This is a genomic window from Pseudoalteromonas xiamenensis (assembly GCF_030994125.1).
GTDB lineage: Bacteria > Pseudomonadota > Gammaproteobacteria > Enterobacterales > Alteromonadaceae > Pseudoalteromonas > Pseudoalteromonas xiamenensis_B.
The window spans coordinates 3,579,284-3,593,198 of sequence record NZ_CP099917.1 but is presented as its reverse complement, the minus strand read 5'-3'; the positions used below and the strand labels follow the sequence as shown (position 1 = coordinate 3,593,198).

Genomic DNA, 13,915 nt, shown 5'->3' with positions numbered 1-13,915 from the left:
AGTGTTGAATTGATAATTCGAAAGCCTTGTACATCGTTTTGATTTGCTGAGTGATGTTCTCAGCGGCCAAAGTGTGGACAGCTAAAAGTAAAAAAGCGCCTAAAGGCGCTTTTTTTATGATGATGATGTGTTTTAAGCCTTACGGCGCCCAAAACACTGTCAATTTTAAATCCTTTTGATTCAATACAGCTCGAAGTGGCATGTCTTCAACTACCCCATCCGCTTTTGCTTGTTCATAAACAGCTCTCTTATCTTCACCGCTAATGAGTAAGATAACGTGCTTACTTGTTGCAATGCCATTTAATGAAAGTGTCATTCGCTCAGTAATAGAACCTGTCACTTCGCTTTCAATCGCATTAATTGCAGCAGTAAGATCCTCCGTTTTTAATGCTTTTTCGAGTCCATCTGCGTGAGGAAACAAAGACGCAGTGTGTCCATCTGGGCCCATACCAAGTATTGTTACATCGAATGGTTTTCCGATGGCACGGTACGCATTTTCTACTTCACTCTGTCCTAAGACTGCGGTTTGAGCTGCATTTTTCATTGTAACAAATGACGCGGCTGCGCCGAAGTTTTGTAAAAGCGTCGCTTTTATGAAAGCCTCATTTGACTTTTCATGTGACACTTCCACCCAACGCTCATCAACCATAGCGACGGTGATATTAGCCCAACCAAGATTGATCGTCGACAAATACTCATAAGCTGCTTTTGGTGAAGATCCGCCTGATACAGCAAGTACGGCTTGATTTGATGTCTTGATCGCTTCTGAAAGTTCACTTTCAAGCAACATTGCAAGCTTAGATGTCATCGCCTCTTTGCTTTCAAAGAAATGTTCCGTAATTATCGCCATTAACACTTCTCTCCAGCGTTGAACCAAACGTGATTGTTTTCTTGAAGTAACTCATCAGCATCGTCTGGTCCCCAGCTCCCAGCTCGATAAAGTGCAGGGCTGCCTTTCTTCTGCCAGCGTTCGATAATTGGATCAATCCATTGCCAAGCTTGGCGAACTTCATCACGGTGAATGAACAATGATGGATTGTTTGCTGCAGCATCCAGCATTAGACGCTTGTAGGCATCTGAATAATAAGTATTCGTATATTTTTGGCTCAGCTCAATGTTTAACGTAACTGGCTCAAGTTGCATTTCTAAATTGTCCATACGCTTTGACATCAGCGTTAATTGAATGCTTTCTTCTGGCTGTAAACGAATTACCAAGCGATTTGGTTGAATAGGACCGACCCCTTCGCCATAAACGTTATGAGATACGTTTTTGTATTCAACAACGATTTCGGCACAGCGCTTTTTCATGCGCTTACCCGTTCTAAGATAGAATGGCACCCCAGCCCAACGCCAGTTGTCGATGTGCGCGCGAATAGCAACAAAGGTCTCTGTTTTACTGGACCCTTCACCGAGTTCTTCTAAGTAACCAGGCACCAATTTACCAGCTAAGTCACCCGGTACATATTGGCCACGAACAATATTTTTATCTACGTTATCATCAATAAGAGGACGCAGCGCTTCAAGTACTTTAAGCTTTTCTGCTCGAATACTGTTCGCATTTAATTTATGCGGAGATTCCATAGCCACTAGACAAAGTAGTTGCAATAAGTGATTTTGGATCATATCTCTTAGTGCGCCGGCTTTATCATAAAAGCCTGCTCGGCTTTCTAAGCCGACCGTTTCTGAGATGCTGATCTGAATATTATCGATGACTTTTGCATCCCACATGTTTTCAAACAGTGAATTTGAAAAACGCAGAGCCATTAAGTTTTGAACTGTTTCTTTACCTAAGTAGTGGTCGATACGGAAGATTTGGTTTTCTTCAAAGTATTGCGCTATTTTCGAGTTAATTTCTTCTGCAGACTTACCACAATAACCAATTGGTTTTTCTACCACGACGCGTGACGTTTCGGTAATCAACCCTTTAACAGATAAAATTTCGCAACAACGACCATATACAGCTGGAGGTAACGATAAATAGAATACACGAGAGCGATCTTCAGCTTCCGTATCCAAAATTGATTTCAGCGTGTCCCAATGGTTATCTTCTTCTGTGACATTAATAACAACGGGAACTAGATAGGCAGAGAAGGCTTGCCAATCTTTTTTGTTGTATTCGCCTTGACCTAAATGAGCCTGAAGCGCCTGATTTGCCATTTCAACGTATTCTTCTTGTTTGGCCGGCTCTCTCACTGTAGGTAGGATACGCGTCCCTTCTGGCAAGTTCCCTTCTTGATATGCTCTGTACATTGCAGGAAGCAACTTGCGAAGGGCAAGATCTCCACCACCGCCAAAAATCACAATATCAAAAGGATTAAGCATAGTCGTCTCTCTACTCGTTGAGGCCCATCAGTCATACCTGATTGGGCAAGAATATGGATTACTCTAAATCTAAACAGTATCAAATGTTTGTTTAAATGAACGTTGAATTCGATTGCAATAGTCAGGCTGAAGTTGTTGTTATTCGATTAAATGAGCCTTAGGGGCACTGTAATTCCTCTCACAAAAATACAGGCCCTAAGAACTCCAGCGCTACCCGTTCAAAGGTATTCTATCTCACATTGCGTGAATTCGTTTCTGCTGCGTAGTGCAACCAATTCTTTATCGGCGGGATTTATAGTAAGCAATTAGACCTGACGTTGAACTATCATGCTCATGATTTACATCTTCGTTCAACAACTCGCTTTCAATCTTCGAAGCAAGACCTTTGCCTAACTCTACGCCCCATTGGTCAAAAGAACAAATTTGTAACAAGATACCTTGGCTAAAGATTTTATGTTCGTACATCGCAACTAAGCGACCGACCGCCTTAGCATCAACGGTATCCAAAATAATAGACGTTGTTGGTCTATTACCTTGATGAATTTTATGCGCAAGTAAAGCCTGAATTTCGTCTTCTGACTTTCCTTTGGCAACTAAATCTGCACGTACAGCAACTTCATCAACACCAGCCATCATCGCTTCCGTTTGCGCAAAGAAGTTCGACATCAGAATATCGTGATGAGCTCCCATCGAAACTTGTGGCTTAATCGATGCGATAAAGTCCGCAGGCACGATTGTATTGCCTTGATGTAAATACTGATAAAACGCGTGTTGTCCGTTAATACCAGTCATGCCCCAGATAAGCGGTACCGTTGTGTAAGGCACTGTTTGTCCATCAAAAGACACTGATTTACCATTACTTTCCATCTCACCTTGCTGCAAATAAGCAGGCAACATGTGCAGCGCTTGGTCATATGGGAGTATCGCCTGAGCTTTATGACCGAGGAAACTCGTGTTCCAAAGACTCAATAACGCCATTAACAGTGGAATATTTTCACCTGCTTCTGCCGTTTTGAAATGTTCATCAATCTCAAATGCGCCTTCAAGAACATCTTGAAATGCCTCAAAGCCAAGATACAACGCAATTGGTAACCCTATCGCACTCCACAGTGAGAAACGGCCACCTACCCAGTCCCACATCGTAAACACATTTTCATCTGCTATACCAAATGCACGTGTTTTTTCCAAATTGGTACTGACCGCGACAAAATGTTTTGCTATTGCAGCGTCGTCTTGCGCTGACGCTAAAAACCATGCAACTGAAGAGCGTGCATTCGTCATTGTCTCTGACGTGGTAAACGTTTTAGATGAAACGACGAATAACGTTGTTTCTGGGTCTAGCTTGTTAAGCACCTGAGCTAATTGCACCCCATCAACGTTTGAAACGTAATAAATATCCAGCGTATCGTCAGCAAATGAAGCAAGCGCTTCAGTCACCATTTGAGGCCCTAGATTCGAACCACCCACACCGATTGCTACTACGTTTTTTACCGCTTTACCTGTATAACCGCGCCAATCACCAGAACGTACTTGTTCTGTAAATTGCTTTATTTTTGCCAGTTCCGCTTGTACTTGTTCTGTGACGTTCACTCCATCAACGATCAACGGAGTGTTGTTACGATTACGCAACGCGACATGCAACACAGAACGATTTTCAGTGAAATTGATTTTTTCACCAGAGAACATGCGATTACGCCACTGCGCAAGGTCACATTCTTCAGCAAGTTGAACTAACTGAGATTTAACTTCAGGCGTTATGAGCTGCTTTGAATAATCAAATAACACACCAGGAATTTGGCATGAAAATTTTTCAAAACGCTGTTTGTCTTGCTCAAAAAGTGATTTCAGGTGAACGCCACCTAATTCCTTAGCACTTTCTGACAACGCTTTCCAACTGGTAAGTTGTGAACGGCAACTCATATGTAACTTTCCCCTAAAACACAACAAGCTGAATAATATGATTTTTTATCAAGCTCATTGCAAAATCTGCAAAAAGATATTGATCGTTGTAGTTAACGATAAGTTAAAATGACAACGCTGTCAAACATCTTCTTTTCCAGTTTATATTGCGCATAATAGCTGAATTTTTCGCTTTTGACACCGGTATCATAAATTTATTTATGATCTTTTTGCTGCTAATTCTTTTTGACTTCCGATAGACTAGCTATTAAGCATGATATTTTAATGAAACAATCGCTCATTTTCTGATAGAAAGGTTTAAGAATAATAAAATGAAAGTCACTATTAACGACGTAGCGAAACTCGCCGGCGTGTCAATGAAGACCGTATCGCGTGTTATAAACAATGAGCCTTCGGTTCGCAAAAAAACCTATGACATCGTGATGAGCGCAGTAAAAGAGCTTAACTATCAGCCTAATTTAGCCGCACGAAACCTTGCAGGTACTTCATCGTTTACCGTCGGGCTTGTATATGATAACCCCAACGCTTACTACGTTATTGATATGCAAAATGGCGTATTGTCACGATGTAGAAGAGAAGGTTATGAATTGGTTATTCATCCATGTAGCTACTCAGATGAGAACATGGTTGAAGAATTCCAAACGATGATAAAGCGTTCTCGCTTAGCTGGACTTGTCCTAACGCCTCCTTTGTCTGAGCAACAAGATATAATCGACTTGCTCGAGTCACTCGATGTTGAATTTGTTCGCATTCTTTCTGGACGCCCTTCTCAAGACGAAAATGAATCAAGAAACTGTATTTACGTTAACGACTATGCCGCCTCTTATGAAATAACAGAGCATTTGATACGCCACGGCCACTCTAACATTGCATTTTTGTGTGGTGACGAAGAACACAAATCAACAGCCGAGCGCTTGAGTGGATATAAAGATGCACTCAAAGACAACCGCTTAGTATACGATGAAAAACTCGTCTACCGTGGCAACTACTCCTTTGAGTCCGGTGTACAAGGTGCTAAGGCGTTTCTAGAAGATGGCAATAAATTCAATATTTCTGCGATTATGGGCGGTAACGATGAAATTGCCGCAGGCGCGTTGTTCGCAGCAAGATTGATGAATGTCGCTATTCCAGCACAGTTATCAATTACTGGTTTCGAAGACTCTCCCTTCTCGAAACAAACTTGGCCGAAGTTAACTACAGCGCATCAGGAAAACGACGTCATTTCACAGCACGCTGCACGCTTATTATTTAGTAAAATACGTGGCCCTCGGAATCTTGACAAAGAAATCATGACAGTGTTTACCCCGTCTATGGTCGTCCGAGAAAGCTCAAACAAAAGCGAATAATTACAGATTACGCTAGCGGTGGCGCTAACTTAGCGCCACACCACCTTTCAAATTACACACCTTGGTGAACCCCAAATTACGTAAAGTCGTTGCAGCTTGTCGCGAACGATTACCTGTTCTGCAAAGCAGTACATACGCGTTATCTGGAGCAATAACACCACGTAAAATCGCATCCGCCATACGACTGAGGGGAATATTTAATACTTCTTCAGATTCTTGGATCACTGAACAAGGGGTGCATTGAGCACTGTGCTCGTAGGCTTCTCTGGTATCAATTAGCGTCGCGTTGTTCGCGTGCATCCACTCGACTGCATTTGTCGCATTCAACTCTTCGAACGCAACGTTTTGTACTACATTGATAAAACCACACAGATCCAATTGCTCAGGTTCCGCTTCTTGAACACTCTGTGCGGCCTTATCAGCGACGAAATCTTCGACACTTAGCGCTCCGGAAGTTAACGCAAACAACAAAGGCAACTGACCTTTTTGCACTTTCCACGTAATTGCAAAGCATTGTTTGTAATCGTGTGCTGAACACATCACGGTATCTGGACTCAAAACTGTATCTAAATTCATCAAACTGCTAGCCATTGAAAAGGCATCACCACCCTCTTTGTGTGTCGCCCCCAACCCATGCGGTAACACCAAGTCACCACAAAAGCAAAGCACAACTCGCTCATTCTGGTAAAGCAAATAACTCACACTGTCCGTTGAGTGTCCCGGCGTTTTTACCGATTTTAACGTTGCATCACCAACCTTGATTTCACCTACGTTTCGAGGCCACCCCAATGCGTCTCTCTGTGAGCTATCAAAACCAAGCATGTCACTTAGTATCATGTGACCAGATGACCTATCTTGGTGGCTATGCGTGTCTAACACCGCTTTGACAATCAATTGTTGCTTTTGTATCAGGCGTTCAAGCCTAGGAAGAAGTTCTACAATTGGGTCAATAACAATGGCTTCTCGATTAGCAGCAACATACAGCCAACAACATGCTCCTTGATGACGAAATTGGGTGACTCCAATTGCGCATGCTTCCTGACTAGGGTATTGGCTATCTGAAACAATTAAACAATTTTGCGCGAGAATTGGTTTTAAAGAGCGAATACGTCTACATGCTTCCTCTATTTGCTCCATGCTATCCGCCGGCCCAAAAGACATGCGAATCGCATTTTCACTCTGCCAATCAGATAGCCCCATGGCATCTAACACAAAACTCCTGTTTGACCCTGAACTGCACGCAGATCCGCCACTCACGCGAATGCCCGCAGCATCAAACAAATCAATAACCTCTTTAGAGGTTAAATTATCAACCGAGAAGTTAAGCGTGGTCGGCACTGACAGTGCAAAATCATGATGAAAAGACACTTGTTCAAAGGTGTCAACTACCGCCTCTTTGAGCATGTCACGGTAACGTCCGAGTTGCTCGTGTGATTGAAAGGGGGATTGTTCAGCGTCAAGTAGTAGGCGACATAGCTCATTTAAACTAGCTATACCGGGTAAATTTTCCGTGCCAGAACGCATCCCGCTTTCTTGCCCACCACCGGCGATAAATGGCGTATACGGTGCGTTATGGCGTATGTATAACATCCCAATTCCTTTTGGAGCATAGAGTTTATGCCCAGAGAATGGCGCGTAATCAATGGTTGTTTCACTTAAAACTAGATTCCGTTTACCTAACGCTTGAACACAATCGACCATCCAAGCGCATTCGGTATTTTGGCTTCGAATTACAGCTTCTATGGCATTCACATCTTGAATAATACCCGTTTCATTATTTACAGCCATAGTACAAATCATGAGCGCATCTTTGGCATGTGCTTCGATAAATGCGAGATCAAGCAAGCCATTTCTATCAACGGGAATGGACAAAATTCGTGCGTTTATTCCCAGCACCTGATTCCAATGTTTTAATGTGTTAGGTACCGCCTTATGTTCTGTAGCCCCATACAGCAAGACCGACTCCGGAGTAACATTTTTCTTCGCATTTAGTAGCGCGGAAACTATTGCAGTCTGAATGCCTTCGGTTGCGCCAGAAGTAAAAAGAATATCACCATGCCCAGCCCCAACAAGTTCTCTTGCTCGCAACCTCGCTTGTTCCATGAGGTGTTTCGCTTGCACTCCCGTAATATGGGAACTAGAAGGATTACCGAAACAGACCTGCATGGCATGCGTCACAACCTCAACGATAGACGGCAATACAGGTGTCGTAGCATTTGCATCTAAATAGATGGGAGAACCGGCGCTCATGGACTCTAAAGACATTAGCGGAACCTTATAATAATTTGAAATATCTTATACCCATTTTTACATTACTAAATCAAAAAGCCTAATAATGATTTGCTTGGACAGTTTTCTCTTTTATGCGATTTTTAATCATTTCAGTGCTGAATTGCATTAACTCAGCGCTTGGCCGTATTGAGATATGTATTGTTTAGATAATTGATAATGGAAGACGCATAACGAAAAAAGGCACCGAAGGTGCCTTTGACAAGTAACTGAAATCTTTATTTCTCAAGTGGAGCCGTTGACTCTCTGCAAATGAGTTTAGCTTCAAGAACAGTTTGGAATACCATATCCGGCGATTCGGTAATCGATAGGATCAAATGCTCTACCGCCAATCGCGTCATTTCCTCTACCGGTTGAGCAATCGTCGTTAAACCAGGCCAAATATGGCGCGCAATCGGTGCGTTATCAAATCCCGCAATGGAGAGTGCTTCTGGTACTTTGAGTTGACGTTGTGTTGCCAGTTTTAATACCGCAGCAGCCATGTAATCATTTGACGCAAAAACAGCCGTAGGACGTGGATTTAGGTCCAAAATGGTCTTCGCACTGTCAGCCCCTGAATGATAACTAAAGTTACCTTCTGCAACTAATCGAGGTTCAAATGCAATACCATGATTTGCTAGTGCTTTCTTGTAACCACTAAAACGAAGTTCTGTCGCAGAGTGATCTGGGTGACCTTTAATAAACGCGATTTCTTTGTGCCCGAGTTTAATTAAATGCTCAGTCAGCTCAAGCGCCCCCTGTTCATCATTACTACGAACGCTAATTGAATCATCTTCTTCAATAGCAGAAGCTACGCGCGCATATGGCAGCCCTTTTTTCTTCAAAAAGGCAACAAGCTCTTTCGAATCCGAAAACGGTGGGGTGAGCACTAAACCATCCAAACGCGAAGTTTGTAACAGCTGTTCAATGTTTTCGATCAGTGCTTCACCACGAAGTTCGCACGGGTGAATAAGAAGGTTGTAACCAAATTTATGGCAAGCCTCAAGCGCACCACTTTGGACTCGTGTGATGTAACTTTTACTTGGATTGTCATATAAACAACCGATAATGAAACTACGATTTCTCGCTAAACCCCGCGCAATTGGATTGGGCGTGTAGTCCAATTCCTTAAATACCTTTAACACCTTTTCACGTGTTGCAGGGCTTACGTTAGGTTCATTATTCAATACGCGAGACACCGTCTTTTTAGACACACCCGCATAGGTTGCTACGCTATTAATGGTTACTTTTTTCATAAACGCCGACTACTTACCTCGTCCATGTAAACACGCTGCCGCCCCAATAAACGGAATGTTTTCTTGAGTAACGAGTGTCACTGGGATTTGTTTAGTATATTGAGACATCAATCCCTTTTCGCTAAAACGGTCTACAAAACGACTGCGCAACAAGCGTTCAGTCATTCGTGGCAATATCCCACCACCTATATATACACCGCCTAATGCACCAAATGTCAATGCTAAATCACCCGCAACGCTGCCAATCCAATCACAAAAGTGATTAAGTGTCGCATCACACATTTTGCATTCCGGCGCTTTCGCTGCTATCTCAGCTGCACTCAAATCTTCTGGTTCTTGTCCATGCACTTCGCACATTGCTTCATACAAACGCACGATGCCAGGGCCAGAAAACACCGTTTCGATAGAAACGTGCTGATTGTTCGCCTGCAAAACCTTTAATAATTGTTTGTCTAGTTCTGTCACTGCTGCAAGCGAAATGTGTCCTGCCTCACAACTCATAACTGCACTGCCGTTGATGTCACGAGCAAGGCAAGCCGCACCAAATCCGGTACCCGGCCCCATAACGGCAATGTTACTATTTGCCTGAGACTGTCCTGACTTAATTTGTAAATTTTGTGATTCGTCCAAATAAGGCGCTGCAAACGCAAATGCAGCAAAGTCATTGATCACAAGAAATGATTCAAATCCAAATTCCGCTTTCACTTCTTCTGCGTTGAACTGCCACCCAAGATTTGTAAGGTACACCTGAGGCCCTTTTATTGGCCCCGCGACGGCGAGACACGCACGTGTCGGCCTATCAATATCGAGCTCATTTAAAAAACGGGCGATTGCCGCTTCAAAAGCACTAAAGTTGGCACTTGGGTAAATTGAGAGGTGTTCAATAACAAAACTATTGGTTTGAATGTCGAAATCAGTAGCAACGGCAAAACGAGCATTGGTGCCACCGATGTCAGCTACTAAGATTGGTGAAAAGTCAGTTTGACTTTGATTTGTTGTCCTTGGACTTGTTGTCTGTGTCATGTTGTTTTCTCGTTTGTCGTGGCCTTATCGACCGTTATTAAGGTGCAGCCACCTTTATCCTCTTATTTACTTTGATGTAATAAGTTGCACGCCTACCAAAGTAAAAAAATGCTGCCCTCGGCAAAGGGCAGCCAATACGTTTTGACAACAAAATGATAAAACAGTGACATTATGACACCGGTGTCAGAATTCAGCAATAAAAAATTTCCAGCAAACGCAAAATTGGTTGAAAAAAATGTCAATTCACCGACAATGACGTAATGATTTTAGTTGAGGTAGTTTATGAAAGGTAAAGCAACTTCCTTTGACATCGCGCATTACGCTGGCGTATCTCAATCGACTGTTTCTCGAGCATTGAGAAACAGTCCTCTTGTGAATGAAGAAACCAAGCGTCGAGTTCGCGAAGTTGCGCGAGAGTTAAACTATAAAGTCGACAAAAACGCGAGTAATTTGCGCACGCAACAAAGTAGCACACTTGCTTGTTTGCTTTTTGAAGATCCCACTGGCGACGACTCTCAAATAAATCCTTTCTTCTTAAACATGCTTGGCAGCATTACACGAGCATGTGCAAAAGAGGGTTACGACCTACTCGTTTCGTTCCAGCAAATAAGCGATGACTGGCGGGCGGATTACGAAGACAGTCACCGTGCTGACGGTATTATTTTACTGGGGTATGGCGACTATGTTGACTACCAGTCACGACTGCAGAGGTTGCTCGACAACAATACAAAGTTTGTATGTTGGGGAGCAACGGTTGATGGTCGTCCGGATCTCACCGTCAAGTGTGATAACTACGGTGGTGGCAAACTCGCCGCAGAGCATCTAGTACAAATTCGTCGCACGAATGCCGTATTCATTGGAGATGCTTCCAATCACAGTCCAGAATTTTTTGACCGTTATAAAGGATTTCGAGACGGTTTAGCCGAACACAATATCTTGTTCAGCGAGCGTAATATTGCCAATGCGATTTCAACAGAAATGTCTGGATACCATGCAACTCGGTCACTCATTGCCAACAATGTTAAGTTCAATGCACTGTTTGCCGCAAGCGATCTCATTGCAATCGGTGCGATTAAGGCTTTGCAAGAAGCAGGAATAAACGTGCCAAAAGAAGTGAGTGTGATTGGTTTTGATAATATTTCAGCGGCCAGTTATGTATCGCCCGCATTAACCACCGTACAGCAAAATACCACGCTTGCAGGCCAAATGATCGTCGCAAATTTGCTTAACCTGATCCGTGGTGAAGCCGTCGAATCAACGTTGCTCCCACCGAAACTCATCGTTCGTTCATCGACGAGTTGATGACCCTAGATAATGGTCTAGGCAGCCGACTCATTGCAACATCGTCCAATAAAAAAGCCGGCATTTGCCGGCTTTTCACTATTTATTCAGTTTTTCTTCGACAATCGGGTAATAATCCCAAACTTGTTTGTCTGACACCGAGCGAATTAGCTTCACGTATTCTGCGTGTGTCCAAGCCAGTGGCGTCGCAGAGTTTGTGCCTTCGCCAAATTGATAATCTTGAGTATTTTTTCCAACATTATCCCAGACCTGTTCTGGTAACATCATGCCTTCATTGGCAAACAACTCCATGCCTTTAACATAGGTATTTCGAATTTGATCTACTTGCAGAGCCGTTACTTCACCCTTTTGGGTAACAGCGGCAAGTTCATAGTGACCTCGTTCACCAGTGAAGAAGGGCCAAACTCGGCCACGTTGGTTTTCCGAATTGTGACCCGTGGATGCGTAATTTGCACCACTCACCAAATCTTCGCCGTAACCGTCATTGCCATATCGGCGGTATCCAGGAAAAGTACCTTCAACACCGTCGAACGAAAACGAGTAGTGAACACGTAGATTGTCTTCAAGGCTTTCGTCGTCATATTCAGGTAAACTCGCAACGATGCTCGGTGCTGTTGCTTGACGTACGCCATAACGAACTAATTCTAAAAAGCCACCATCAATGATTTGCTTTTTATCCATCCCTATCCGACCGTTATTCGGATTTAATGTACTGTCACTGTTAGGATTCGCATCTTGACCAATGCGAATAAAATACTGACCATCCGATTGCTTAGATGGTAACGTACCATTCGTGGTAAACATGGTCTGTTCGACCGCGTCGTCATATCTCATCGCAGTCGCAAGATACAATGTACTGTTTTCATCGTCTTTGACTTGTTTCGCAATGTCACTCGCGGTAATTAAGCCAGCAATCACTGCGGCTGTCGTTGAAGGCGAATAACCTGGTTGTTCTTCCCAACGCTCCTGTTGCGTCATTGGTGGTTTGATGTCGGTGTCATTCCACAGAATTTTCGCTTTTCCACCATGAACAAGAAAATCGGCTGCTGGTTTAAGCATATTGAAGTACCAGTATTCGAGCTTTTCGGTACTCAATTCCCCTGCTTGCCAAAGTTTCCAAGCCAACATAATTGGCATTGCTGTTTGGTCAAGTTGGACCCCAACCCACTCAAGCTCACCGTCAACATGTGTTTTCTGAAGAAACCAACCTGAATCGCCTTGATTTCCTGGTGTGGATTCAGAAACTTGTACTTTTTGCAGATATTCAAAGGCTGTCAGTGCTGTTTTTGTATCGCCCATCGCCATAAACGCCATGGCGACTTGATAGAAGTCGCGTACCCAAACCGCTTTGTAACCTGTTTTCCCTTCTTCTGCAGAAACGGTGTCGCCCCAAGGATTAGATAACGACGCGATAAGAGCGCCCGCATACGTTTTGTCTTCCTGAGCTTTCAATACCATCGCTGACGTGTTTAACAACTTGCCATTATCCGTTGTTGTCGCATACAAGGTATTCAGGGGTTTTAAGCTGGCTAAATAATCTTCCCAACCATAGGCTTCACCAACACCGTTAAAGTTGCTAAGTACCTTTTGATAACCTGCTTTTAGTGACTTTTCACCTTCTGCAAAACTAAGTTTTTCACTAAGCCCGAAACTCAAGGCAAAATCTACGGCCTCACCGTCCTTTACATTTCCAACTGAAGCTAACCAATTGATGTTACCGGTCTCTTGCCCAGTATTTTGATAGGCTTTTTTAATTTTCTGCGACATTTTAAGCTCTGCTAAATTGTCACTTTGACCTGTAAAACCCACGCTCGCCGAAGCAAAAGGCTTACTTGCTTGCAACGTGAGGTATTTATCTGCTTCATGTGCAACCAGACCCTCTTTTGCAACAAATGCCGTGTCACCAATTCCGCTGTTATTCACGTATGGATTCACATTAACGTAAAGTTGGAGGTCAGTTCTTTGAGTATGCAAAATGGAGCGTACAAAGAGTGTTTGGCTGTCAGGATCGGTGAAAATGTGTTTTTCAAGCGAGAATCGGCCTTTAGGATCTTTACTGACTACTTTATATGCTAATGATAGAGGACGTCCTTGCGGATCTTTGTAAAGATAGTCCACCGACACATCCAATGCATCTTTCTCTGTTACCGTAAAATCATCACCCACGATTACAAATTGCATATCTCGGATTTGCGCTTCATGGATAAGCCCAAACATGGATTCGGTAATAATACCTTGCGCAATTGAAAACCACACTTTCGAGACAGGCCCTGTGACTTCATTCTCACTGTAACGGCCTTCATAATAGGCTTCATAGGAAGTACCGATGCCTGTTTTGCCTGAATATGCCCAAAATGGCTTATCGCCTGGGGCGCCCGGCGCAACAGATTCTATCGACTGTGTGACTGGTTGACTACAACCGACTAAATTGCCAGCTAGCGCCAATGCACTGATAATGCTTATTTTTTTCATATTATC

The 13,915-nt window shown here is 43.3% G+C and carries 9 protein-coding genes; 2 read left to right on the top strand and 7 right to left on the bottom strand.

The features are described from left to right. Positions 1–139: 139 nt before the first annotated feature. The 3 genes from pgl to pgi form a co-directional block, all read right to left on the bottom strand. A complete protein-coding gene (pgl, locus tag NI389_RS16800; protein ID WP_308360962.1) occupies positions 140–850 on the bottom strand; it encodes a 6-phosphogluconolactonase in 711 nt (236 codons plus the stop codon). Next, the gene (zwf, locus tag NI389_RS16795) at positions 850–2,322 is read right to left on the bottom strand and encodes a glucose-6-phosphate dehydrogenase (protein WP_308360961.1); all 1,473 of its coding nucleotides are present in this window, start codon (positions 2,320–2,322) and stop codon (positions 850–852) included. Before zwf ends, pgl begins: the two co-directional genes overlap by 1 nt. A gap of 279 nt (positions 2,323–2,601) precedes the next feature. Continuing rightward, on the bottom strand, positions 2,602–4,242 hold the full coding sequence (gene pgi / locus NI389_RS16790) for a glucose-6-phosphate isomerase (RefSeq protein ID WP_308360960.1): 1,641 nt from the start codon (positions 4,240–4,242) through the stop codon (positions 2,602–2,604). 311 nt (positions 4,243–4,553) lie between these two features. Here pgi and NI389_RS16785 point away from each other — a divergent pair, with 311 nt between their 5' ends. After that, positions 4,554–5,588, top strand: a complete 1,035-nt coding sequence (locus NI389_RS16785) for a LacI family DNA-binding transcriptional regulator (RefSeq protein ID WP_308360959.1) — start codon at positions 4,554–4,556, stop codon at positions 5,586–5,588. A gap of 24 nt (positions 5,589–5,612) precedes the next feature. Here the strand turns inward: NI389_RS16785 and NI389_RS16780 are convergent, their stop codons facing one another. From NI389_RS16780 to glk, 3 genes are all read right to left on the bottom strand, one after another. Continuing rightward, positions 5,613–7,853: an aminotransferase class V-fold PLP-dependent enzyme gene (locus NI389_RS16780; RefSeq protein ID WP_308360958.1), complete on the bottom strand. Its 2,241-nt coding sequence runs from the start codon at positions 7,851–7,853 to the stop codon at positions 5,613–5,615. Between the two features lie 242 nt (positions 7,854–8,095). Further along, a complete protein-coding gene (locus NI389_RS16775; protein ID WP_208843047.1) occupies positions 8,096–9,112 on the bottom strand; it encodes a LacI family DNA-binding transcriptional regulator in 1,017 nt (338 codons plus the stop codon). A gap of 9 nt (positions 9,113–9,121) precedes the next feature. Further along, entirely contained in the window at positions 9,122–10,135 is a 1,014-nt protein-coding gene (glk, locus tag NI389_RS16770) for a glucokinase (RefSeq protein WP_308360957.1), read from the bottom strand. 282 nt (positions 10,136–10,417) lie between these two features. On the opposite strand from glk, the gene NI389_RS16765 reads away from it, so the two are divergent. Then, complete coding sequence (locus NI389_RS16765) at positions 10,418–11,437, top strand: LacI family DNA-binding transcriptional regulator (RefSeq protein WP_308360956.1); 1,020 nt, start codon at positions 10,418–10,420, stop codon at positions 11,435–11,437. Positions 11,438–11,515: 78 nt separating this feature from the next. On the opposite strand, the gene NI389_RS16760 is transcribed toward NI389_RS16765, so the two are convergent. After that, positions 11,516–13,909 carry a glycoside hydrolase family 15 protein gene (locus NI389_RS16760; RefSeq protein ID WP_308360955.1) on the bottom strand — a complete coding sequence of 798 codons (2,394 nt, stop codon included), beginning with the start codon at positions 13,907–13,909 and terminating at the stop codon, positions 11,516–11,518. Between the last annotated feature and the right edge of the window lie 6 nt (positions 13,910–13,915).

Coding starts and splice junctions, on each gene's coding strand:
- pgl (WP_308360962.1), bottom strand. CDS start 850: ATGGCGATAATTACGGAACATTTCTTTGAAAGCAAAGAGGCGATGACA.
- zwf (WP_308360961.1), bottom strand. CDS start 2,322: ATGCTTAATCCTTTTGATATTGTGATTTTTGGCGGTGGTGGAGATCTT.
- pgi (WP_308360960.1), bottom strand. CDS start 4,242: ATGAGTTGCCGTTCACAACTTACCAGTTGGAAAGCGTTGTCAGAAAGT.
- NI389_RS16785 (WP_308360959.1), top strand. CDS start 4,554: ATGAAAGTCACTATTAACGACGTAGCGAAACTCGCCGGCGTGTCAATG.
- NI389_RS16780 (WP_308360958.1), bottom strand. CDS start 7,853: ATGTCTTTAGAGTCCATGAGCGCCGGTTCTCCCATCTATTTAGATGCA.
- NI389_RS16775 (WP_208843047.1), bottom strand. CDS start 9,112: ATGAAAAAAGTAACCATTAATAGCGTAGCAACCTATGCGGGTGTGTCT.
- glk (WP_308360957.1), bottom strand. CDS start 10,135: ATGACACAGACAACAAGTCCAAGGACAACAAATCAAAGTCAAACTGAC.
- NI389_RS16765 (WP_308360956.1), top strand. CDS start 10,418: ATGAAAGGTAAAGCAACTTCCTTTGACATCGCGCATTACGCTGGCGTA.
- NI389_RS16760 (WP_308360955.1), bottom strand. CDS start 13,909: ATGAAAAAAATAAGCATTATCAGTGCATTGGCGCTAGCTGGCAATTTA.